This window comes from Streptomyces sp. NPDC029159, assembly GCF_055564055.1.
This window is the reverse complement of record NZ_JBVHWT010000003.1, coordinates 107,054-129,500: the sequence shown is the minus strand read 5'-3', so window position 1 is coordinate 129,500 and position 22,447 is coordinate 107,054. Positions and strand designations below refer to the sequence as shown.

20 protein-coding genes and 2 pseudogenes are annotated in these 22,447 nt (G+C 72.2%); 14 read left to right on the top strand and 8 right to left on the bottom strand.

What is annotated here, in order from left to right; translation table 11 throughout:
• The first annotated feature begins 7 nt into the window (after nt 1-7).
• Nucleotides 8-928 carry an AIPR family protein gene (locus ACZ4U4_RS07595; protein WP_467870013.1) on the top strand — a complete coding sequence of 307 codons (921 nt, stop codon included), beginning with the start codon at nt 8-10 and terminating at the stop codon, nt 926-928.
• Nucleotides 929-971: 43 nt separating this feature from the next.
• Here the strand turns inward: ACZ4U4_RS07595 and ACZ4U4_RS07590 are convergent.
• Both ACZ4U4_RS07590 and ychF read right to left on the bottom strand, forming a co-directional pair.
• Nucleotides 972-1,172, bottom strand: a pseudogene (locus ACZ4U4_RS07590) (type II toxin-antitoxin system Phd/YefM family antitoxin); the annotation flags it as partial.
• A gap of 193 nt (nt 1,173-1,365) precedes the next feature.
• Nucleotides 1,366-2,454 carry a redox-regulated ATPase YchF gene (ychF, locus tag ACZ4U4_RS07585; RefSeq protein WP_467870011.1) on the bottom strand — a complete coding sequence of 363 codons (1,089 nt, stop codon included), beginning with the start codon at nt 2,452-2,454 and terminating at the stop codon, nt 1,366-1,368.
• Nucleotides 2,455-2,884: 430 nt separating this feature from the next.
• On the opposite strand from ychF, the pseudogene ACZ4U4_RS07580 reads away from it, so the two are divergent.
• Nucleotides 2,885-3,178, top strand: a pseudogene (locus ACZ4U4_RS07580) (DUF6542 domain-containing protein); the annotation flags it as partial.
• Nucleotides 3,179-3,236: 58 nt separating this feature from the next.
• Here ACZ4U4_RS07580 and ppgK read toward each other — a convergent pair.
• Nucleotides 3,237-4,121, bottom strand: coding sequence for a polyphosphate--glucose phosphotransferase (gene ppgK / locus ACZ4U4_RS07575; protein ID WP_467870009.1), 885 nt, complete (start codon nt 4,119-4,121; stop codon nt 3,237-3,239).
• 169 nt (nt 4,122-4,290) lie between these two features.
• The gene (locus ACZ4U4_RS07570; protein ID WP_467870007.1) at nt 4,291-5,376 is read right to left on the bottom strand and encodes a 4-hydroxy-3-methylbut-2-enyl diphosphate reductase; all 1,086 of its coding nucleotides are present in this window, start codon (nt 5,374-5,376) and stop codon (nt 4,291-4,293) included.
• Nucleotides 5,377-5,494: 118 nt separating this feature from the next.
• Here ACZ4U4_RS07570 and ACZ4U4_RS07565 point away from each other — a divergent pair, with 118 nt between their 5' ends.
• The 4 genes from ACZ4U4_RS07565 to ACZ4U4_RS07550 all read left to right on the top strand — a co-directional run bounded on the left by ACZ4U4_RS07565 (nt 5,495) and on the right by ACZ4U4_RS07550 (nt 9,494).
• The gene (locus ACZ4U4_RS07565; RefSeq protein WP_467870005.1) at nt 5,495-6,964 is read left to right on the top strand and encodes an APC family permease; all 1,470 of its coding nucleotides are present in this window, start codon (nt 5,495-5,497) and stop codon (nt 6,962-6,964) included.
• Between the two features lie 161 nt (nt 6,965-7,125).
• A complete protein-coding gene (xseA, locus tag ACZ4U4_RS07560) occupies nt 7,126-8,373 on the top strand; it encodes an exodeoxyribonuclease VII large subunit (protein WP_467870003.1) in 1,248 nt (415 codons plus the stop codon).
• Nucleotides 8,374-8,383: 10 nt separating this feature from the next.
• On the top strand, nt 8,384-8,686 hold the full coding sequence (locus tag ACZ4U4_RS07555) for an exodeoxyribonuclease VII small subunit (RefSeq protein ID WP_467870001.1): 303 nt from the start codon (nt 8,384-8,386) through the stop codon (nt 8,684-8,686).
• A gap of 214 nt (nt 8,687-8,900) precedes the next feature.
• A complete protein-coding gene (locus tag ACZ4U4_RS07550) occupies nt 8,901-9,494 on the top strand; it encodes a malonic semialdehyde reductase (RefSeq protein WP_467869999.1) in 594 nt (197 codons plus the stop codon).
• A 101-nt stretch (nt 9,495-9,595) separates the two neighbouring features.
• On the opposite strand, the gene ACZ4U4_RS07545 is transcribed toward ACZ4U4_RS07550, so the two are convergent.
• A complete protein-coding gene (locus ACZ4U4_RS07545; RefSeq protein ID WP_467870901.1) occupies nt 9,596-10,132 on the bottom strand; it encodes a DUF4245 domain-containing protein in 537 nt (178 codons plus the stop codon).
• Nucleotides 10,133-10,336: 204 nt separating this feature from the next.
• Between ACZ4U4_RS07545 and glpX the strand changes: the two genes are divergently transcribed.
• Complete coding sequence (glpX, locus tag ACZ4U4_RS07540; RefSeq protein WP_467869997.1) at nt 10,337-11,368, top strand: class II fructose-bisphosphatase; 1,032 nt, start codon at nt 10,337-10,339, stop codon at nt 11,366-11,368.
• Nucleotides 11,369-11,460: 92 nt separating this feature from the next.
• On the opposite strand, the gene ACZ4U4_RS07535 is transcribed toward glpX, so the two are convergent.
• The gene (locus ACZ4U4_RS07535) at nt 11,461-11,820 is read right to left on the bottom strand and encodes a WhiB family transcriptional regulator (protein WP_467869995.1); all 360 of its coding nucleotides are present in this window, start codon (nt 11,818-11,820) and stop codon (nt 11,461-11,463) included.
• Nucleotides 11,821-12,102: 282 nt separating this feature from the next.
• Complete coding sequence (locus ACZ4U4_RS07530) at nt 12,103-12,924, bottom strand: DUF1707 SHOCT-like domain-containing protein (protein ID WP_467869993.1); 822 nt, start codon at nt 12,922-12,924, stop codon at nt 12,103-12,105.
• Between the two features lie 283 nt (nt 12,925-13,207).
• Here ACZ4U4_RS07530 and ACZ4U4_RS07525 point away from each other — a divergent pair, with 283 nt between their 5' ends.
• A complete protein-coding gene (locus ACZ4U4_RS07525; RefSeq protein WP_467869991.1) occupies nt 13,208-14,905 on the top strand; it encodes a fumarate hydratase in 1,698 nt (565 codons plus the stop codon).
• A 341-nt stretch (nt 14,906-15,246) separates the two neighbouring features.
• A complete protein-coding gene (locus ACZ4U4_RS07520; protein WP_467869989.1) occupies nt 15,247-15,888 on the top strand; it encodes a hypothetical protein in 642 nt (213 codons plus the stop codon).
• 74 nt (nt 15,889-15,962) lie between these two features.
• On the opposite strand, the gene ACZ4U4_RS07515 is transcribed toward ACZ4U4_RS07520, so the two are convergent.
• Nucleotides 15,963-16,040, bottom strand: coding sequence for a 50S ribosomal protein bL37 (locus tag ACZ4U4_RS07515; RefSeq protein ID WP_370443954.1), 78 nt, complete (start codon nt 16,038-16,040; stop codon nt 15,963-15,965).
• 223 nt (nt 16,041-16,263) lie between these two features.
• Here ACZ4U4_RS07515 and ACZ4U4_RS07510 point away from each other — a divergent pair, with 223 nt between their 5' ends.
• The 5 genes from ACZ4U4_RS07510 (at nt 16,264) to fomD (ending at nt 22,433) form a co-directional block, all read left to right on the top strand.
• Nucleotides 16,264-17,919 (top strand): APC family permease, encoded by a 1,656-nt coding sequence (locus ACZ4U4_RS07510; protein WP_467869987.1) that lies wholly within the window; start codon nt 16,264-16,266, stop codon nt 17,917-17,919.
• Nucleotides 17,916-18,938: an acetamidase/formamidase family protein gene (locus ACZ4U4_RS07505; protein ID WP_467869985.1), complete on the top strand. Its 1,023-nt coding sequence runs from the start codon at nt 17,916-17,918 to the stop codon at nt 18,936-18,938. Before ACZ4U4_RS07510 ends, ACZ4U4_RS07505 begins: the two co-directional genes overlap by 4 nt.
• A 144-nt stretch (nt 18,939-19,082) precedes the next feature.
• Nucleotides 19,083-20,015, top strand: a complete 933-nt coding sequence (gene hemC / locus ACZ4U4_RS07500; RefSeq protein ID WP_467869983.1) for a hydroxymethylbilane synthase — start codon at nt 19,083-19,085, stop codon at nt 20,013-20,015.
• A gap of 143 nt (nt 20,016-20,158) precedes the next feature.
• Nucleotides 20,159-21,580 carry a class II fumarate hydratase gene (locus tag ACZ4U4_RS07495; protein ID WP_467869981.1) on the top strand — a complete coding sequence of 474 codons (1,422 nt, stop codon included), beginning with the start codon at nt 20,159-20,161 and terminating at the stop codon, nt 21,578-21,580.
• 121 nt (nt 21,581-21,701) lie between these two features.
• Complete coding sequence (gene fomD, locus ACZ4U4_RS07490; RefSeq protein ID WP_467869979.1) at nt 21,702-22,433, top strand: cytidylyl-2-hydroxypropylphosphonate hydrolase; 732 nt, start codon at nt 21,702-21,704, stop codon at nt 22,431-22,433.
• Nucleotides 22,434-22,447: the final 14 nt, after the last annotated feature.

Below are 22,447 nucleotides of genomic sequence, written 5' to 3'. Positions count from 1 at the left end.
CGAAGGCTTGACCCACACGCTGCTCACCCAGGGTGAGAACTTCTGGTATTTCAACAATGGAATCACCACACTCTGCGAATCCGTCAAGAAGACGCCTCGCGGTGGCTCTACCCACGCGTATGGTGACTTCACGATCGAGGGTGTGAGCGTGGTCAACGGGGCACAGACCGTGGCGAGCATCCACCGGGCGGCTAAGAAGGACGAGAAGCCCCTCGAAGAGGCCCGCGTATGGGTTCGATTCATCTCGCTCGAGGGGTGTCCACCCGATTTCGCCACGGATGTGACCCGGGCAACTAACACGCAGAACAGTGTCGAGAGCCGCGACTTCGTCGCACTTGATCAACAGCAGGAACGCATTCGTCGGGACATGCTTCTATCACTACACAAGCAGTACTCCGTCAAACGCGGAGAAAGCGTACCCACAGCGAGTGACGGATGCACAGTCGAAGACGCAATCGTTGCCCTCGCCTGCGCCCACAACAATCCGTACTACACGGTTCTGGCAAAGAGCGCGGTTGGTCGGCTGTCCGAAAACACCGAACGAGCACCGTACACAAACCTTTTCAACAACGGGACCAGCGCGCATCGAGTGTGGCGTTGTGTTCAGGTGATGCGTGCGGTCGAGGCAAACTTGGCCGATCGCCGGAAGAAGCTCGTCGATAGGGAGTTCGCCGTGGCCGCACACGGGAACCGGATCGTGCTGCAGCTGGTGTTCAACCAACTCAGAATGGACAAAATCAACGATGCGAAATACGACTGGGATAAGGAGATCAAGCAGATCCACAAGGTAACCGGCATCGCTCTCGACCACCTGACCGAGGCCATCGAGAGCACCTACTCGAACAACTATCTCGCGCCGCTTTTCAAGAACACCACGAAGTGCCGCGACCTGGTCACCCAGGTCGAGGCCAAGTTGGGTTCCGGCTGATCGACGGCGCCCGGCAGAATAGCTCTTAGCCGGGCGCCCTAAAGGCTGTCTCGTACGCCAAGCGACGTGCGTTCGCAGGCGAGCGCAGCAGGTACGAGCCCTCGCGCAGCGCCGCATTATCCTCTGCCTGGACGAGTACAGCGTTGCCATGCTTGGACACGACCTCGATGGCCTCGTGATCGTCGTTGTCTTTCTTGATCAGGGGAAAGAGAGCCTTGCAGGTTTCGCTCACGGTTATCGACATGGATTCAATCCCTCCACCAAATGGTACCGAATAACGCACCATTGATGAACCACTCAAAGTGAGGCTCAATGAGTGACACCCCGTCAGGAATCCCAGCATCATCCCAGCATGGGAAAGATCCAGGGGCCCGACTTCGACGAGTCGGGCCCCTCTGACCTGCACATTAAGCAAAAGCGACGTGGCGAATTTGCACCTAAACGTTGAACCGGAACTCCACCACATCCCCGTCCTGCATCACATAATCCTTCCCCTCCATCCGTGCCTTGCCCTTGGCGCGGGCCTCGGCGACGGAGCCGGTCTCGACGAGGTCGGCGAAGGAGATGACCTCGGCCTTGATGAAGCCCTTCTGGAAGTCCGTGTGGATGACGCCGGCGGCCTCGGGGGCGGTGGCGCCCTGCTTGATGGTCCAGGCGCGGGATTCCTTGGGGCCGGCCGTCAGGTAGGTCTGGAGGCCGAGGGTGGCGAAGCCGGCGCGGGCGAGGGTGGCGAGGCCGGGCTCCTCGGCGCCGACGGACTGGAGGAGCTCCATGGCGTCCTCCTCGTCCAGCTCGGCGAGGTCGGCCTCCAGCTTGGCGTTGAGGAAGATCGCCTCGGCGGGGGCGACCAGGGCGCGCTGCTCGGCCTTGAACGCCTCGTCGGTCAGCTCGTCCTCGTCGACGTTGAAGACGTAGAGGAAGGGCTTGGTGGTGAGGAGGTGGAGGTCGTGGAGGAGCTCTTCGTTGCCGGAGCCCTGGACGATGCCCTGGGAGAAGAGGGTGTCGCCGCGCTCCAGGATCTCCTTGGCCTCCTCGACGGCCTTGACCTTCGGGACGACGTCCTTCTTGATGCGCGACTCCTTCTGGAGGCGCGGCAGGACCTTCTCGATGGTCTGGAGGTCGGCGAGGATCAGCTCGGTGTTGATCGTCTCGATGTCGTCGCGGGGCGAGATCTTGCCGTCGACGTGGACGACGTTCTCGTCGGCGAAGGCGCGGATGACCTGGCAGATCGCGTCGGACTCGCGGATGTTCGCGAGGAACTTGTTGCCCAGGCCCTCGCCCTCGCTGGCGCCGCGGACGATGCCCGCGATGTCGACGAAGTCGACGGTCGCCGGGAGGATGCGCTCCGAGGAGAAGATCTCGGCGAGCTTGGCGAGGCGGGTGTCGGGGACGCCGACGACGCCGACGTTCGGCTCGATGGTGGCGAACGGGTAGTTGGCCGCCAGCACATCGTTCTTGGTCAGGGCGTTGAACAGGGTCGACTTGCCGACGTTGGGCAGTCCGACGATTCCGATCGTGAGCGACACGGTGGCGACATCCCGGGGAGCGAGGCGGTAAGGGCGGCGGCTCCCTTGAGGGGCCGATCCACCAGTTTACGGGGCTCCCGCGGTGGGCCGCCCGGCCCCGTGACGAGGCGTGCGCGGTGGGCCGCCCGGCCGGGTGCGGGCCCCTCGAACGCAGCACCGATCTTGAACCCTGGCGTGTCCCGAAGCCTGTTAATACCACTTAGCGGCCTACCGTTGGCGGGTGGAGCAACGAGATGCGCGCGCACCCCAGCACCGTCCGGCCGCGAGCGGCGGTCCCTCCGCGGTCCAGGATCCCCGCCTGCCGCGGCCGGCCGCGGCACGGTCCGGCCCCGGCCCGGGGGACGCCGAGCGGCGGGCCGCCGGTACCGCGACCGTCTACCGGGCCGGGCGTCGCCCGCTGCCCGCACGGGTCGCGGCGGCGAAGCGGCGGATGCCCGCGCCGAAACTGACCGGCCTGGGGTGCGGCCTGCTGAGCACGCTGGCGCTGCTCGCCTTCGCCGCCCTCGACGAGCTGCTCCTCGACGGTGCGCAGACCCCGTACGGCGTGTTCTTCGTCCTGGTCTCGTGCTGCGCGGGGCTGTGGGTGCGGCCGTACGACCTGATCGCGGCGCCGGTGGCGCTGCCCATCGCGTTCACGCTCGGGGCGGTGCCGATCGAGCACGGCACCAAGGGGTTCGGCGGGCTGGTGATGGGCGTCTTCAGCGTGCTGGCGCTGAACGCGGGCTGGCTCTACGCGGGCACGGTGGTCTGTGTCCTCCTCGCGCTGGTGCGCAAGGCGGTGCTCACCGTGCGGCGTCGGGCCAGCCGACCGGGGACGCGACCGGAGCGTCCGGGGAATCGGCGTCCGGCGGAGCGTCCCGGCGCGGAGGGGCGGGGGCCGGGGCGGGCTCACGGGAACCGTCCGCGGCAGGTGGCGCCGCAGCCCGAGCGGCGTGAGCGGCCATCGCGGCACCCACGATCCCCGCGTCGTTCCGAAGCCGAGCCGGCACGATCTCGGCCCTGATGCCGTCGAGCAGCGGCAGGAACTTGTCGGCCTTGCGGCTGACCCCGCCGCCGAGCACGAACAGCTCGGGTGAGAAGAGCATCTCGACATGGGCGAGGTATTTGCGCAGCCGCCGCGCCCAGCGCGTCCAGCTCAGGCCCTCGGTGTCCTTGGCGCTGGTGGCGGCGCGGGTCTCGGCGTCGTGGCCGTTCAGCTCCAGATGGCCCAGCTCCGTGTTGGGCACCAGGCGGCCGCCGGTGAAGACGGCGGAGCCGATGCCGGTGCCGAGGGTGAGGACGATGACGGTGCCGCGGCGGCCGCGCCCGGCGCCGTAGCGCATCTCGGCGAGCCCGGCGGCGTCCGCGTCGTTGAGGAGGGTCACCGGGCAGTCGCCGCCGAGGCGTCCGGTGAGCAGCTGGGCGGCGTCGGTGCCGATCCAGCCCTTGTCGACGTTGGCGGCGGTACGGGTGAATCCGTCGGTGATCACACCGGGGAAGGTGGCGCCGACCGGGCCCGTCCAGCCGAAGTGCGCGACGACGTCACGGACGCTGTCGGCGACCGCGCCCGGGGTGGCGGGCTGCGGGGTGAGGACCTTGTGGCGCGGCTCGGCCAGCTCGCCGCGCTCCAGGTCGACCGGGCCGCCCTTGATACCGGATCCGCCGATGTCCACACCGAAGACCTTCATGGGAAAAGGCTAGGCGCGGTGGGCGCGGGGCGCCCCGGGAACGGGGAATCGGCGGACGGGCCGGGCGGGTCCGCCACGGTCCGGAACGCTCCGGGAAAGCTCCGGGAAAGCGGAACCGGCCGCCGGTACGGAGGTCACGGCGGCCGGTTCCCGGGGGCTTTTGCGGTGCTCAGCCGTCCGTCGCCGCCTTGGCCTCCGCGCGCAGGTCGCGGCGGAGCTCCTTGGGCAGCGAGAAGGCGATGGACTCCTCCGCCGCGGTGACCGTCTCGACGTCGTCGTAGCCGCGCTCGGCGAGCCAGTCGAGGACGCCGTGGACGAGGACGTCGGGGACGGAGGCGCCGGAGGTGACGCCGACGGTGGTGACGCCGTCGAGCCAGCTCTCGTCGATCTCGTCGGCGTAGTCGACCAGGTGGGCGTCCTTGGCGCCGGCGCCGAGGGCGACCTCGACGAGGCGGACGGAGTTCGAGGAGTTCTTGGAGCCGACGACGATGACGAGGTCGGCGTCGGCGCCCATCTGCTTGACCGCGATCTGGCGGTTCTGAGTGGCGTAGCAGATGTCGTCGCTGGGCGGCGAGAGGAGGTTGGGGTAGCGGCCCTTGAGGGCGCCGACCGTCTCCATGGTCTCGTCGACCGAGAGGGTGGTCTGGGAGAGCCAGACGACCTTGTCCGGGTCGCGGACCTCGACGTTCTCGACGTCCTCGGGGCCGTCGACCAGCGTGATGTGGTCGGGCGCCTCGCCGCTGGTGCCGATGACCTCTTCGTGGCCCTCGTGACCGATGAGGAGGATGTCGTAGTCCTCCTTGGCGTACCGGACGGCTTCCTTGTGGACCTTGGTGACCAGCGGGCAGGTCGCGTCGATGGTGGCGAGCTTGCCGCGGCGCGCCTCCTCGTGGACGGTCGGGGCGACGCCGTGGGCGGAGAAGATGACGATGTTGCCCTCGGGGACCTCCGCCGTCTCGTCGACGAAGATGGCGCCCTTCTTCTCCAGGGTCTTCACGACGTACTTGTTGTGCACGATCTCGTGGCGTACGTACACGGGAGCGCCGTACTGCTCCAGGGCTTTCTCGACGGCGATCACCGCGCGGTCCACCCCCGCGCAGTAGCCGCGGGGGGCGGCGAGCAGGACCCGCCGACGCTCGCGCGGGGCGTCCGCGCTCGGGGTGCTTGCGGGCTGCGGGGTGTCACCGTGACGCGGGGCGTCTCCGCTCGCGGCGGTGGCGGGTGACGGGCCGGGCGTAGCAGTCATGCGTCCCATCGTACGGGCGTAGCGCACCGCACAGAGATCGCTCCGGTGGCCCAGACTGAGGGCCGCGAGGGTACGTACCGGGCATCGCGCGCGGGCCGGACGTCGCGGACACGAGCGAGGAGGCGGTATGCCGGGGACGAACGACACGGCGAGCGGGACGGCCGGGGGTCCGGCGGGCGGGGAAGGCGGCGCGGTGGCCGCCCCGGAGCAGGGCGCGAGCAGCGCTCCGGGGCTGCGGCGGACGCTCAGCTTCCGGGATCTGATCGTCTACGGGCTGCTGTTCATCGCCCCGATGGCGCCGGTCGGGATCTTCGGCACGCTCCAGGCCAAGTCGGGCGGGGCGGTCACCCTCGTCTATCTCGTCGCGACGGTGGCGATGGCGTTCACGGCGTACTCGTACGCCCAGATGGTGCGGGTGGCGCCGCAGGCGGGGTCGGTCTACACGTACGCGCGGGTGGGGCTCGGCGAGGGCGCCGGGTTCGTCGCCGGGTGGATGGCGATGCTGGACTATCTGCTGATCCCGGCGGTGGCGTACCTCTTCTCCGGGATCGCGATGCATGCGCTCGTCCCGGGGGTGCACCAGTGGGTGTGGACGGCGCTGGCGGTGGTGGTGACGACGCTGCTGAACCTGTGGGGGGTGCGGACGGCGGCGGTCGTCGGGTTCGCGGTGCTGGCGATGGAGATCGCGGTGCTGGCGGTGTTCGTGGTCGCCGCGGTGGTGGAGCTGGTGGCGCACGGCGCGCAGCGCGGCTGGGCGACGCCGCTGACGGGTGAGGGTTCCTTCTCGATGACGGCGGTGCTGGCCGCGGTGTCGGTGGCGGTGCTGTCGTATCTCGGCTTCGACGCCATCGCGGCGTTCGCGGAGGAGGCTCAGGGGGCGCACGGACCGGCGGCGGGCGCCGGGCGGCGGGGCGCGGACCGGGTGGCGCGGGCGGTGCTCACCTGCCTGGTGGTGGCCGGTGTGCTGTTCGCGGTGCAGACGTATCTGGCGGCGCTGCTGGCCCCGATGTCGGCGGCGGAGCTGGCCGCGAAACCGGGTGAGCAGGGCGCGGCGTTCTACACGGCGGTCGACGCGTCGGTGGGCGGCTGGCTGCACGATCTGGTGGCGGCGAGCAAGGCGCTGGGCGCGGCGTTCGCGGCGCTGGCCGGGCAGGCGGCGGCCGGGCGGCTGCTCTTCGCGATGGCCCGGGACCGGCGGCTGCCGGGGGCGATGGCCAAGGTGGACGTGGGCAGCGGGGTGCCGCGCCGGGCGCTACTGGGCGCGGCGGTGGTGACGCTGGTGGCGGCGGTGTGGGCGGCGCGGCGGGCCGACGGGCTCGACCATCTGTCGTCGATCGTGAACGTGGGCGCGCTGACCGCGTTCGCGCTGCTGCACGCGTCGGTGATCGGCTGGTTCCGGGTGCGGCGGCGCGCCGAGGTGCCGAGCGTGCTGCGGCACGTGGTGGTGCCGGTGGTGGGTCTGGCCGTGGTGGTCGCGGTGATCGTCGAGGCGTCCCGGACGGCCCAGCTGGTGGGCGCGGCGTGGCTGGCGGTGGGGCTGGGGGTGCTGGCGTTCCAGTACGGGAGGGCCCGGCGGGAGGGGAAGGCGGGGCGGTAGGCGGGGGGGCCGGGGGCGGCCGGGGGCGGGGCTTCGTTGCCGGGTGCGGGGCGCGGCCGCCGGGCGCGAGGCCGGGCCGACGGGCGCGGCGCCGGCCCCGCCGCCGGAGCGGCCGTCGTCGGAGCCCGCCGTTGTCACCGGTCGCCGATACTCTCGCTCGTATGGCTCTCTCCACGTCTCCCGAAGCGCCGATCCCGGTCGGTCAGGTGTCGCGGCTGATCGGCGGGTGGATCGACCGGCTCGGCGCCGTCTGGGTCGAGGGGCAGATCACCCAGCTGTCGCGGCGGCCGGGCGCGGGCGTGGTCTTCCTGACGCTGCGCGACCCGTCGCACGACATCTCGCTGAGCGTGACGTGCTATCGCCGGGTCTTCGACCAGGTGGCGGACGTGGTCGGCGAGGGCGCCCGGGTGGTGGTGCACGCCAAGCCGGAGTGGTACGCGCCGCGCGGCCAGCTGTCGCTGCGGGCCGCGGAGATCAAGCCGGTCGGGGTGGGCGAGCTGCTGGCGCGGCTGGAGCAGCTGAAGAAGTCCCTGGCGGCCGAGGGCCTGTTCGCCGCGGGCCGCAAGAAGCCGCTGCCGTTCCTGCCACAGCTGATCGGCCTGGTCTGCGGCCGGGCCAGCGCCGCCGAGCGGGATGTGCTGGAGAACGCCCGGCACCGCTGGCCCGCCGTCCGCTTCGACGTGCGGAACGTCCCCGTCCAGGGTGCGCGCGCGGTGCCCGAGGTCATCGCGGCGGTGCGGGAGCTGGATGCGCTGCCCGAGGTGGACGTCATCATCGTGGCGCGCGGCGGCGGCAGCGTGGAGGATCTGCTGCCGTTCTCCGACGAGCGGCTGGTGCGGACGGTCGGCGAGGCCCGCACCCCGGTCGTCTCCGCGATCGGCCACGAACCGGACACCCCGCTGCTCGACCTCGTGGCCGACCTGCGGGCCTCCACCCCGACCGACGCGGCGAAGAAGGTCGTACCGGACGTCGGCGAGGAGCTGACGCGGGTGCGGCAGCTGCGCGAGCGGGCGCTGCGCGCGGTCGGCGGTTTCCTGGAGCGGGAGGAGCGGGGGCTCGCGGCGGCACTGAGCCGCCCGTCGATACGCCATCCGCAGCGGATGGTCACGGAGCGCGCCGAGCAGATCGATGCGCTGCTCGGCCGCGGCCGCCGGACCCTCGGCCATCTGCTGGACCGCGCCGACTCGGAGCTTTCGCACACCCGCGCCCGGGTCGTCGCGCTCTCCCCGAAGGCGACGCTGGAGCGCGGTTACGCCGTCCTGCAGCGGGGCGACGGTTCGGCGGTGCGCTCCCCCGCCGAGGTGGCCGGCGGCGAGGAGCTGCGCGCGCGGGTGTCCGAGGGCGCCTTCGCGGTACGGGTCACCGACGGTACGGACGACGGCAACAGCGCTGTCACACCCAGCGCATAGTCTGGACGGCATGGCGAAGGCGGAGACGGACGAGATGGCGGACGCGGAGCACGGTGCGGCCGAGGAGCAGACCCCTGAGCCCGTGGCGCCCGTGGACTCCACCCTCGGCTACGAGCAGGCGCGGGACGAGCTGATCGAGGTCGTCCGCAGCCTGGAGGCCGGCGGTACGACGCTGGAGGAGTCGCTGGCCCTCTGGGAGCGCGGCGAGGAGCTGGCCAAGGTCTGTCGCCGCTGGCTGGACGGCGCCCGCGCCCGGCTGGACGCGGCCCTCGCCGATTCCGATGCGGCCGACGGGAACGGCGACCGGGGCTGAGCCTCTGAAGCCGCGGGCCCGGTCCCGTACCCGGCGGCGGAGCCGCAACGGCGCGCCGCCCGGCTTCGTGGCGCCCCCGCACACCCCACCGTGAATCCCCTCACACCCACGGGGCTTTAGTTGAATATTAATCTAATTCGGCTACAGTGGAGCACCTAGACACACCGGTTCGGCAGCCCCGACCCTCCCCTATCTGACTCACCGAGGTGCTTCCATGTCTCTCGCCCTTGACGCCGCCGCTCAGGACCTCCTCTTCCGCGAGGCCCAGACCGCCAACACGTTCACGGACGAGCCGGTGACGGACGAGCAGGTCCAGGCCATCTACGACCTGGTGAAGTTCGCCCCGACCGCGTTCAACCAGTCGCCGCTGCGCCTCACGCTGGTCCGCTCCGAGGACGCCCGTAAGCGCCTGGTCGCCCACGCCATGGGCGCCAACGGCCCGAAGACGCTGGCCGCGCCGCTGACCGCGATCCTCTCCGTGGACCTCGACTTCCACGAGAAGCTGCCGCAGCTCTTCCCGCACGCCCCGGGCGTCAAGGACACCTTCTTCTCCGAGGCGGCCGTCCGCGAGGTCGCCGGCACCCAGAACGCCACGCTGCAGGCCGGTTACTTCATCCTCGGCATCCGCGCCGCCGGTCTGGCCGCCGGCCCGATGACCGGCTTCGACTTCGCCGCCCTCGACAAGGAGTTCTTCGGCGACGGCAAGCAGAAGTCCTTCCTCGTCATCAACTTCGGCAAGCCGGGCCCGGACGCCTTCTTCCCCCGCTCGCCGCGCCTGGAGTACACCGAGGCCGTCACCACGATCTGAGCCCGGACGGCCGCCGCACCCGGCGGCCCCCGGCACACGGAAGGCCGCCGCTCCCCTCAGGGGTGCGGCGGCCTTCGTCGTCTCCGCGGGCGCGGGCCCGGTCAGCCCTTCTTCGCCACCAGGGCCGCGGCCAGCTCGGCGAGCCGGCCGTACGGCGCGGTACCGGTGACCACCGTCGTCACACCGGTCTCCTTGCGCACCAGCGCGTTGTACTTCTCGCCCTTGTAACGTTCCCACTTCTTGCTGCCGACGGCCTGCTCGCCCTTGGCCCGCTCGGCGCCGAGCGTGACGTCCTTGATGAACTGCTCCGCGGGCGCGTCGCTCTGCTCCACCGCCGCGTACTGCTCCTCCGGGTCGAGCATCCCCAGATGCCAGGCGCCGCCCTTGCCGTCGTCGCTCGCGCGGTACGACACGGAGGTGGCGCGCCAGGTCTCGGGCAGCCCCTCCGGCGCGGCGATCGGATACGGCGCCGCGCGGCGGGCCGTGATGACCTCGACGCGGGTGTCGACGGTCTTGACCGCGTTCTGCTCCGCGGCGCCGCTGTCGTCGTGCGGGATGAAGTAGTAGATCGCCGCGACGAGCACGCCGATCACCGCCAGCGACAGGACCATGTCCCGAACCGTTTGTCTGCCTCGCATTCCAGCCACGTCCCTATGGTCCCCCATGGCCCGGACGAACAGGACACGGCCCCCGGGACGCCGCGGCGCCGCCCCGGACGCGGCCTGTCACCGCCGGGCACCGCTCCGCTCATGCGAAGGGCCGCCTGCTCACTTTCGCGATGTACCGATAAAATCGTGAACACCCTCAGACCTGCGGCAGTAGCCGTACAGAAAGGTGCGCTCGTGTCCGAGCATCAGCTCCCGTCCCCCCTGGAAGTCAGCCCCGAGGCCCCCGACCGCAACCTCGCCCTGGAGTTGGTCCGGGTCACCGAGGCCGGCGCCATGGCGTCGGGCCGGTGGGTCGGGCGCGGTGACAAAAACGGCGCCGACGGTGCGGCGGTCAAGGCGATGCGCGCCCTGATCCACACCGTGTCGATGAACGGCGTGGTCGTCATCGGCGAGGGCGAGAAGGACAACGCCCCGATGCTCTACAACGGCGAGCGCGTCGGCGACGGCACCGGCCCCGAGTGCGATGTGGCCGTCGACCCGGTGGACGGCACCACGCTGACCGCCAAGGGCATGGCCAACGCCGTCTCCGTGATGGCCGTGGCCGAGCGCGGCTCCATGTTCGACCCGTCCGCGGTCTTCTACATGGACAAGCTCGCCACCGGCCCCGAGGCCGCCGACTTCGTCGACATCAACGCGCCGGTCGCGGTGAACATCAAGCGCATCGCCAAGGCCAAGCGCTCCGCCGTCGAGGACGTCACCGTCGTCATCCTGGACCGGCCGCGCCACGACGGCCTGGTCAAGGAGGTCCGGGAGGCCGGCGCCCGCATCAAGTTCATCGCGGACGGCGACGTGGCCGGCGCGATCATGGCGGCCCGCGAGGGCACCGGCGTCGACCTGCTGCTCGGCATCGGCGGCACCCCCGAGGGCATCATCGCGGCCTGCGCGCTGAAGTGCATGGGCGGCTCCTTCCAGGGCAAGCTGTGGCCCAAGGACGACGCGGAGCGTCAGCGCGCCCTCGACGCCGGGCACGACCTGGACAAGGTCCTGGCCATCGACGACCTCGTCAAGGGCGACAACGTCTTCTTCGTCGCCACCGGCATCACCGACGGTGAGCTGCTGCGCGGCGTCCGCTACCGCGCGGACACCGCCTTCACGCAGTCCCTGGTGATGCGCTCGAAGTCCGGCACGATCCGCCAGATCGACTCGCAGCACCGGCTGTCGAAGCTGCGCGCGTACAGCACGGTGGACTTCGAGCGCCCCAGCTGATCGACGCGGGCGGGCGGGCGGCGCGTGCGTCCCGGCGGGGCCGTTCCCGGCCGCTCCGGGAGGCACACGCCGCGCCGCCCGCTCCGAAAAACTCAGCCCGCGGCCGGCATCCGGGGCTGGCGCGGGATGTCGGCCTCGCGGCGGCGGCGCCGGGTGAGGACGACGCGGCGCTCGGCGGCGGTCAGGCCGCCCCAGACGCCGTACGGCTCGGGCTGGAGCAGGGCGTGCTCACGGCATTCGAGCATCACCGGACAGCGGGCACAGACCCGCTTCGCCGCCTCCTCGCGCGCCAGCCGGGCGGCGGTGGGCTCCTTGGACGGGGCGAAGAAGAGTCCTGCCTCGTCCCGGCGGCAGGCCGCCTCGGCGTGCCAGGGACCTGCCTCGTCACGTGAGGGGACTCGCTGGGACGGGACGGCAGCGGCGGCCTGCAGGGGCTGTTGCGGTAGCAGCACGGTCTACTCCTGACGACGGCTTCGGCGAAGTGGGCGGCACCCTGGTCCGTCCCTCTGCGCACGGCCCTTCGCAGCCCGCCGCCGTACGAGAGACGATGCCCCAGCCCTACCCGCTGTACCCGCGCTTATGCACACCGTGGTGATCGGGAAGGGGGCCCGGAGCGGCGTCGTACGCCGGTCCGGGAGCCGCCGTACGCGGGCGGTCCGGACGGCCCGGCGGACGCCCGCCGGCCAGACCTACGCCGCGCCGCGCCCGACCCGCGGGCCTCGTCCCGTCCCTCGTCAGTCGCCGTCCTTGCGGAAGCGGTCGTGGCGGTCGTACCGCTCCGTGCGCCGGGCGGCGTGGCGGTCGCGGCGGTCCTCGCGGAGCTGGTCGCGCAGCTGTTGGCGGTCGTCGCGCAGCTTGCCTATGAGGTCGCGGACCCAGGCGCCGCGCTTGGGCCTGGCCTCCACGCTGCCCAGCAGGGCGTAGCCGTTGACCTGGACGACCGGGGCGTCCGGCTCGACCGCGTCGTTGGTCGCCACCTCGAAGGAGCCCAGCACTCCGGAGCCGCTGCTGCGCAGGGTGAGGTTCTCCGGGACGCGGATCTCGACGCTGCCGAAGATCGCGGTGACGTTGATCTGCACATGCTGCTGCGGGAAGAGCGCCTCGGTCAGGTCGATCTCCACGCTGCCGAAGATCGCCACGGCGTTGATCCGGCCCGGCACCCGCCAGCGGCCCTTGCGGGTCGAGGCGCTGAAGACCGCGACCAGGCTCTGGTCCGGCACCGGCGCGGCGTATGCCTCGGCGGTGGCCCGCGGGGGCGCCGCACGGCCCGGTGCGGGCAGATCGCGCACCATCGGCTCCAGCTCGCCCAGGGTCTTGGCGCGGTAGACCGCGTCGATCCGCTCGGCGTGCTCCTCGGCGTCCAGCCGCCCCTCGGCCAGCGCCTCGCGCAGGATCTCGGCTATCCGGTCGCGGTCCGCGTCCGACGCCCGGAGGTCCGCCTCGGCGACGGGCTTGGTCATGTCGACCGGCCGCCGTTCCCCAGGCGCGGGCTGCCGACCGCTCTCGCGCGGTCCGGCGGGGGTCGCGGGGTCGGTCCCCCGGTTCTCAGCATCCACGCGCCCAACATACCCAAACGCGATACATCGCGAACAGGGATTCGAGGCACCGGATCGCCCCGGACACAAACTTCCGGGGTACGTCAGGGTCGGCCTCCGGGACGTCTCAGGGTGGGGCTCAGGGACGTATCAGGGGCGGACCCCGGGGCGCACCGCCGCCTTCCGCACGCCTCCCGGGTAACTGAGCCTTACCTCACAACCGTCGCGCCGCGCCAGGGTTCTACGCTGGTCGGTGCTGCCGCAGATGCCAGCGGAACCCCCTGTCGAGTGAGGAATGGCCCCCATGTCCCCCGTCTCCCGCCCCTCCGGCCCCGCATTCGCCTACACCGACCTGCTTCCCGTAGGCGCGGACACCACCCGGTACCGCCTGGTCACGTCGGAGGGCGTGAGCACCTTCGAGGCGGACGGCCGTACGTTCCTCAAGGTCGAGCCGGAGGCGCTGCGCAAGCTGGCGGCCGAGGCGATGCACGACATCGCCCACTACCTGCGCCCCACGCACCTCGCGCAGCTCCGCAAGATCCTCGACGACCCGGAGGCCAGCGCCAACGACCGGTTCGTCGCGCTGGACCTGCTGAAGAACGCCAACATCGCGGCGGCGGGCGTGCTGCCGATGTGCCAGGACACCGGCACCGCCATCGTCATGGGCAAGCGCGGCCAGCAGGTGCTCACCGAGGGCGGCGACGAGGAGGCCCTCTCGCGCGGCATCTTCGACGCGTACACCCAGCTCAACCTGCGGTACTCGCAGATGGCCCCGCTGACCATGTGGGACGAGAAGAACACCGGCTCCAACCTCCCGGCGCAGATCGAGCTGTACGCGAACGACGGCGACGCCTACAAGTTCCTCTTCATGGCGAAGGGCGGCGGCAGCGCCAACAAGTCGTTCCTCTTCCAGGAGACCAAGGCGGTCCTCAACGAGACCTCCATGATGAAGTTCCTGGAGCAGAAGATCCGTTCGCTGGGGACGGCCGCCTGCCCGCCGTACCACCTGGCGATCGTCGTCGGCGGCACCTCCGCCGAGTACGCGCTGAAGACCGCCAAGTACGCCTCCGCGCACTACCTCGACGAGCTGCCCGCCGAGGGCTCGCCGACCGGTCACGGCTTCCGTGACAAGGAGCTGGAGGAGAAGGTCTTCGAGCTGACGCAGAAGATCGGCATCGGCGCGCAGTTCGGCGGCAAGTACTTCTGCCACGACGTGCGCGTGGTGCGTCTGCCGCGGCACGGCGCGTCCTGCCCGGTCGCCATCGCGGTGTCCTGCTCCGCGGACCGGCAGGCGGTCGCGAAGATCACCGCCGAGGGTGTCTTCCTGGAGCAGCTGGAGACCGACCCGGCGCGCTTCCTCCCGGAGACCACCGAGGAGGAGCTGACCGAGGGCGCGGGCCCGGACCTCGACGCGGTGAAGGTCGACCTGAACCGCCCGATGGACGAGATGCTCGCCGAGCTGACCAAGCACCCGGTCAAGACGCGGCTGTCGCTCACCGGCACGCTGGTCGTCGCCCGTGACATCGCCCACGCGAAGATCAAGGAGCGGCTGGACGCCGGCGAGGAGATGCCGGAGTACCTGAAGAACCACCCGGTGTACTACGCCGGTCCGGCCAAGACGCCCGAGGGCTTCGCCTCCGGTTCGTTCGGCCCGACGACCGCGGGCCGGATGGACGCGTACGTCGAGCAGTTCCAGGCGGCCGGCGGTTCGAAGATCATGCTCGCCAAGGGCAACCGCTCCCAGCAGGTCACCGACGCCTGCGCGGCGCACGGCGGCTTCTACCTCGGCTCCATCGGCGGCCCGGCGGCCCGCCTCGCCCAGGACTGCATCAAGAAGGTCGAGGTCCTGGAGTACGAGGAGCTGGGCATGGAGGCGGTCTGGCGGATCGAGGTCGAGGACTTCCCCGCCTTCATCGTCGTCGACGACAAGGGCAACGACTTCTTCCAGGACCCGGCGCCCGCGCCGACGTTCACCAGCATCCCGGTGCGTCAGGGCGCCTGATATGTCGGGGGCGCGCGCGGATACCGCGCGCGCCCCGCACCGCCCTGGGCACGCGCCCGCTCCGGTCCGGCCGTCACCCCGCACGGGTGGCGGCCGGACGCGTTCCGCCGGCATTTCCGCCGGGCTGACGGCTTTCCCCCGAGCGTACGATTCCGGGGAATTCCCCATTTCCGTACGGGAGTTGGACGTAACGGCGCGGGCGCGGTGGTGATTCGCATGAGTGCGAGAGGCGTCGCCTTCGAGATTCCGTCGGTCTTCCGGGAGGTCGTTCCCGGGGTCTCCACCGCGGGGGTGCGGGACGGGGCGCCGACCGGTGGTGGGGCCGGATGGGAGGATGCGGCATGACCGTTCTGATCATGCTGGGTGTCGCCGTCCTGGCGCTCGGTGCCGCGGCCGCCGTCGCGGTCTCCGGCTGGAGCGACCTCGTGGGCACCGCGTCCCAACAGCGCAGACGCCGGGAGGAGATCCTCCGCTCCTTCGACGGGCGGCCGGAGGCCAAGGTGCGGACCACCGGGGCGGGCATGACCGCCGAGGAGACGGCGCTGCTCGGCCACCGGCACGGCTACGCCGTCGTCCGGTGGGAGACCCGGCGGGGCGCGCCGCCGTGCCTGGTCATGCAGCGCGCCACGGGCCCCGCACCGACGCCCGGCTTCGGCCCGCCGCCTCCGGTCGGCCCCCTGTCGAAGGCACCGAACCCCGGGGCGCGGAAACGGCAGATCGGCACCCTCGTGGCCCTGGGCATCGGAAGCGGCGCCGCGACCGTCAGCGAGGTCCGCGCGGGCGATTCCGCCGTCGTCCCGGGCCTCTGCGCGGTCGCCCTCCTCTGCGGGGTGGCGGCGCTGGCCTTGTACCACGCCCGGTCGGACAGGCGACGGGCCGCCGCGCCGGCCCCGGGCATCGCCGCGGGCCCGCAGGCGCCGCCGTACGGCCTTGCGGACCCGCGGACGCCGTACGCGCCGCCCGGCGCACCACCCGGCGCGTAGGCGTCCGCACACGCCGATGCCCCGCCCTCAACGGAGGTGCGGGGCATCGGCGTTGCCGGGACGGAGCCGACGGCTCAGGACTGGGGCCTGCTGCCGTGGTTGGCACCGTTCTTGCGGCGGGCCTTCTTCTTGCGGCGTCGCTTCGAGGACATGCGCTTCTCCCTTCACCGAGATGCTTTGGACGAGATTCCACCCTTGCACACCGGGGGCCCGCGGCGCGATTTCGGTCGTCGGTGCAGGTCCCGGGGCGCCTGCCGGGCCCGCCGGCGTGCCCCGGGGAGCGTCGGCAACGCTGACCGTATGGCCTCTTCCGTCACCGGAGCGGGCCTCCCTACGCTGCGGAGGTCCGTAACGTCATGAGGTCCGGGAGCGGCCGTGGCACAGCAGGGACACACGGGGCGGCAGGGGACGGGCGGGGGCGGTCCGGGGCTGCGGCGGGACGCCGTGGGGCTGCGGGAGGTGCTGTTCCAGAGCGTGACGTCGATGGCTCCGGCCGCCGCCGTCGCGGTGTCGATCCCGGCGGGGGCGGCGTACGCGGGCGGCGCGCTGCCGCTGTCGGTGCTGATCGCGCTGGTCGCCTGCCTGTTCACCGCCTCGTCCGTCGCGGAGCTGGCACGGCAGCTGCCGTCGGCCGGTTCGGTGGCGACATACAGCGCCCAGGGGCTGCACCCCGTCGTCGGCTTCCTGGTGGCCTGGACGTATCTGCTGGTCGAGGCGCTCGTACCGGGGCTGCTACTGCTCCAGTTGGGGTTCACGGTCGCGGACACGCTGCACCAGGAGTGGCCCGGTTACCCGGCGGGCCTGTGGTGGCCGTGGGCGGTCGCCGGGGCGGTGCTCATCGTGGTGACGGGGTTCTACGGGATAAGGGCGTCGGCGCGGTTCGGCACCGTGCTCGGCGTGTTCGAGGTGCTGGTCTTCGTGGTGCTCGCGGTGCTGCTGATCGCGGCCGCCGGGCGGCACAACACCTTGACGGTGTTCGGCACCGCGCACACCCCGCCGGACCACCCGGGGCTCTCCGGTGTCATCGCGGGGTCGGTCTACACGGTGCTGGCGTTCGCCGGGTTCGAGGCGGCGGCGCCGCTGGCCGAGGAGACCCGCGATCCGCGCCGTACGCTGCGCCGCGCGGTCCTCGGGGCGGCGCTCTCCGTCGGGCTGCTGTTCGTCCTGACGACGTATGCGATCACGGTGTACGTGGGGCCGGACGCGTTCGCCTCCTTCGGGCCGTCCGGGGCGGCGTCCTGGGACGGGGTGGCCCGCGCCTCCTACGGGATCTTCTGGGTGCTGATCTTCCTGGCGGTGGTCAACTCCACGGTCGCCAACGCCAATGCGGCCACCAACGCCTCGACCCGGACCGCCTTCGCGCTGGGCCGGGACGGGCTCTTCCCGCGGGCCTTCGCGCGGCTGCACCCGGTGCACCGCTCGCCCGTGGTGGGGCTGGCGGCGCAGTTCGTGATCGCGCTGGGCGCCGCGCTGCTCCTGGGGGCGGCGTACGGCCCGCGGACCGCGTTCCTGCTGCTGGCGACGGTGGTGGTGGTCGCGATCATCGCGGTCTACCTGCTGACCAACGCCGCCTGCACGGGGTACTTCCTGCGCCGCCACCGCACCGCGTTCCGCCCGGTGCGTCATCTGCTGCTCCCGCTGCTGGGCATCGCCGCGTTCACCCCGGCGCTGCTCACCGCCGCCGGGATCCCGGCGTTCCCGTTCGTCGCGAAGCTGACCCCGCCGGTCTCGTACGCGGGGGCGGTGGTGGCCGGTTGGACGGCCGTCGGGCTCGCCGTGGTCGCGGTGGTGCGGCGCCGGCGGCCGGACGCGCTGGCGGCGGCCGGACTCGTCGGGATCGAGGCGGCGGACGGAGCGGGGGCGGCGGGCGCGTCCGGCCCGGCGGCGCGCCCCGGCGCGACCGCACCCGCCGCGCGCCCCGGCGCATCCCGCTCCCCCGCACGCCCCGGCGCGTCCGGGCCCGCCGCACGTCCGGACGCGCCCCGGCCCGCCGTCCCGTCCGATCCACCCCACGATGAGGAGTCCCGATGACCGACCGCGCCGACGCCCCGCGGGTGCTCACCGTCCGGCCCACCGCGCAGGAGTACGCCTGGACGTTCGGCGGTGTGCCGCCCGTCGCGCGGATCGCGCCCGGCACCGCCTTGGACGTGCACACCGAGGACTGCTTCGGCGGCCGGGTGCGCACCGCCGACGACCTGGTCTCGCGGGTCTGCGAGTTCCCCTACGTCAATCCGCAGACCGGGCCGTTCCACGTCGAGGGAGCCGAGCCCGGGGACACCCTGGCGGTGCACTTCGTCTCCGTCGAGCCGCGGCGGGACTGGGCGGCGTCGACGACCGTGCCGCTCTTCGGGGCCCTGACCGCGACGCACGCCACCGCCGCGCTGCATCCGCCGCTCCCGGAGGCGGTGTGGATCTGGGAGCTCGACCGGGAGCGGCGGCTGTGCCGCTTCACCGCCCGCGACAGCGACCACACGCTGACGCTCCCCATGGAGCCGATGCACGGCACGGTCGGGGTGGCTCCGGCCAATCTGGAGGCGCGGTCCGCGCTCGTCCCGGATGCGCACGGCGGCAACATGGACACCCCGGAGATGCGCGCCGGTGTCACCTGCTACCTCGGGGTGAACGTCGAGGGTGCGCTGTTCAGCCTGGGGGACGGCCATGCGCGCCAGGGCGAGGGCGAGACCTGCGGTGTCGCCGTGGAGACGGCGATGCACACGGTGGTGATCGTGGAGCTGCTGAAGGGCGTGGCGACGCCCTGGCCGCGGATCGAGTCCGACACCCATCTGATCTCGACGGGTTCGGCGCGCCCCTTGGAGGACGCCTTCCGCATCTCGCAGCTGGACCTGGTGCAGTGGCTGGCGCGGGACTTCGGGCTGAGCGAGCTGGACGCGTACCAGTTCGTGACGCAGGCGGTGGAGTCGCCGCTGGCCAACGTCTGCGACAGCAACTACACCTGCGTCGCCAAGCTCCGCAAGGAGTGGCTGCCCCCGGCCGAGGTGCACGGCGGGCTCCACGCCGAACTCCGCAGGCGGGCCGCGGCGCTGCGCTGACCACCGGGTGCGACCGGGCGGCGCGGGCGTGCGGGACCGGCGCGCGGGGGTGTCCCGCGCGCCGGGTGGCGGCGCGGCCGGGCCGCCACCGAGACACGCCCCGCCCCCGTCCGGCTCCCGGGGCCGACGGCCTATCGTGGAGCCATGTCCGCCCCTGAGTTGATCCGAATCGTCTCCCGTGACTCGCCGATGGCGCTCGCCCAGGTGGAGCGGGTACGCGCCGAACTTGCCGCGCTCCATCCGGGGGTGCGGACCGAGGTCGTCCCCGTGAAGACCACCGGCGACAAGTGGCTGGGCGATCTGTCGCTGGTCGAAGGCAAGGGCGCCTTCACCAAGGAGGTCGACGCGGCGCTGCTGGCCGGGGAGGCCGATCTGGCGGTGCACTGCGTCAAGGACGTGCCCGCCGACCGTCCGCTGCCCGCCGGGACGGCGTTCGCCGCGTTCCTCAAGCGGGACGACGTGCACGACGCCCTCGTCCACCCCGGCGGCCTCACCCTGGACGAGCTGCCCGCCGGGACCCGTATCGGCACCTCCTCGGTGCGCCGCCGCGCGCAGCTCGCCGCCTCGCACCCGCATCTGGAGTTCGTGCCGATGCGCGGCAACGCCAACCGCCGGATGGAGAAGCTGGCCGCGGGCGACGCCGACGCGCTGCTGCTCGCCGTCGCCGGTCTGGAGCGCATCGGCCGCCCGGACGTGATCACCGAGGTGCTCTCCACGGACGTGATGTGCCCGCCGATCGGCGCCGGGATCCTGGCGCTCCAGTGCCGCGAGGGCGACACCGAGCTGATCGACGCCATCAGCCCGCTCGGCGACCCGGCGACCCACCGGGAGGCGACGGCGGAGCGGATGTTCCTCCACGTCCTCCAGGGGCACTGCAACTCCCCGATCGCCGGGTACGCCCGCGCCCGGGGCGGCGATCTGTCGCTGCGGGCCTGCGTGTTCTCGCCGGACGGCAAGACGGTCCTCAACGCCCACGAGTGGGCCGGGCGGCTGGACCCGGCGACGCTGGGCACGTCGGTGGCGGTGGCGCTGCTGCGGCAGGGCGCCCGCGAGCTGATCGACGGCATCGCGCACTGAGTCCGGCATCCGCCACAGCCGTTTCCGGCGCTCCCCAGGGGGCGCCGGAAACGTAGCCCGCACGGGGCATTACCCGCGGTAACTCTCCGTCGTCGGGAACACCGCGGAGCCGCCGGACGCTGTCCCGTTCGGAGGTGGCGAAGGTGAGCGACAGGACGGACCGGCAGGACGGCACGGCGGGCGCGGAGTTCCGCACCGAGCACGACTCCATGGGCGAGGTGCGGGTGCCCGCACACGCGAAGTGGCGGGCGCAGACCCAGCGGGCGGTGGAGAACTTCCCGATCTCCGGGCAGCGGCTGGAGCGCGCCCACATCGAGGCGCTGGCGCGGATCAAGGCCGCCGCCGCCGAGGTCAACGCCGAGTTGGGGGTCCTCGACCCCGAGGTGGCGCGGGCCGTGGCCGAGGCGGCGGAGGAGGTCGCGGCGGGCCGGTGGGACGACCACTTCCCCCTCGACGTCTTCCAGACCGGCTCCGGCACCTCGTCCCACATGAACGCCAACGAGGTCATCGCGACGCTGGCGAGCGAGCGGCTGGGCCGGGGCGTCCACCCCAACGACGAGGTCAACGCCAGCCAGTCGTCCAACGACGTCTTCCCGTCGTCGATCCACATCGCGGCGACGGCGGCGGTCACCCGCGATCTGATCCCGGCGCTCGACCACCTCGCGGCGGCGCTGGAGCGCAAGGCGGCGGAGTTCGCCGAGGTGGTGAAGTCCGGGCGCACCCACCTGATGGACGCGACGCCGGTGACGCTCGGGCAGGAGTTCGGCGGGTACGCCGCGCAGGTACGGTACGGCGTCGAGCGGCTGCGCGCCTCGCTGCCCCGGCTCGCCGAACTCCCCCTGGGCGGCACGGCCGTCGGCACCGGCATCAACACCCCGCCCGGGTTCTCCGCCGCGGTGATCGAGCGCGTCGCCCGCGCCACCGGCCTGCCGTTCACCGAGGCGCGCGACCACTTCGAGGCGCAGGGCGCACGCGACGGCGTGGTGGAGATCAGCGGTCAGCTGCGGACCATCGGCGTCGGCCTGACGAAGATCGCCAACGATCTGCGCTGGATGGCCTCCGGGCCGCGCACCGGCCTCGCCGAGATCGCCCTGCCCGATCTCCAGCCCGGCTCCTCGATCATGCCGGGCAAGGTCAATCCGGTGATCCCGGAGGCGGTGCTGATGGTCGCCGCGCAGGTCACCGGTAACGACGCGACGGTCGCCGCGGCCGGCGCGGCCGGGAACTTCGAGCTGAACGTCATGCTCCCGGTGATCGCCAAGAACGTCCTGGAATCCATCCGGCTGCTGGCCAACGTCACCCGGCTGCTCGCGGACCGCACCGTCGACGGCATCACCGCCCACACCGAACGCGCCCGTGAGTACGCCGAGTCGTCCCCCTCGGTGGTCACCCCGCTCAACAAGTACCTCGGCTACGAGGAGGCGGCGAAGATCGCCAAGAAGGCGCTCGCCGAGCGGAAGACGATCCGTCAGGTCGTCGACGAGGGCGGCTATGTGGAGCGCGGACTGCTGACGGCCACCCAACTCGACGAGGCGCTGGACGTGTTGCGGATGACACACCCGTGACACCGCGGACGTCCCCCCTCGGGGCGTACGCCGGCACCCTCGCGGCACGCCCTCGCGCCACCGCCCGCGCGACCTTGCGGGCGGACGGCGGAAGGGCCGCGGCAGGCCCTAAGATCTGGCCATGACAGCGGAGAGGACGGGGACCACGGCGGGCACGCCGGCCGGGCACGGGACTCCCGGGCCGCGACGGGCGGCGGCAGCGACCGCGCGGTGGGCGCCCGGCACCCACATCCTGTGGCGCTACCGCGACAACGCCGACGGCGCGCGCTTCCACATCTGCCGCCCGGTGACCGTGGTCCAGGACACCGAAGACCTGCTGGCGGTGTGGATGGCACCGGGCACCGCCTGTGTGAAGCCGGTGATGGCCGACGGCACCGCGGTGCACCGCGAGCCGCTGGCGACGCGCTACACCAGGCCGCGGCGGATCTCGTACGACCGCTGGTTCGGCACCGGCGTGCTGAAGCTGGCGCGGCCCGGCGAGCCGTGGTCGGTGTGGCTGTTCTGGGAGCGCGAGTGGCGGTTCAAGAACTGGTACGTGAATCTGGAGGAGCCGCGCGTCCGTTGGGCGGGCGGCATCGATTCCCAGGACCACTTCCTCGATCTGTGCGTCTACCCGGACCGCAGCTGGGAGTGGCGGGACGAGGACGAGTTCGACCAGGCGCAGCGGGACGGGCTGATGCCGCCGGAGCAGGCGGCGCGGGTGCGGGCCGCGGGCCGGGCGGCGGTGGAGCGGATCGCCGAGTGGGGCGCGCCGTTCCGGGACGGCTGGGAGGAGTGGCGGCCCGATCCGGCGTGGGAGCTGCCGTCACTGCCGGCGGACTGGGACCGTGTCCCCGAGCGTTTGCGGTCGTGAGCGGGCGAAGAGAG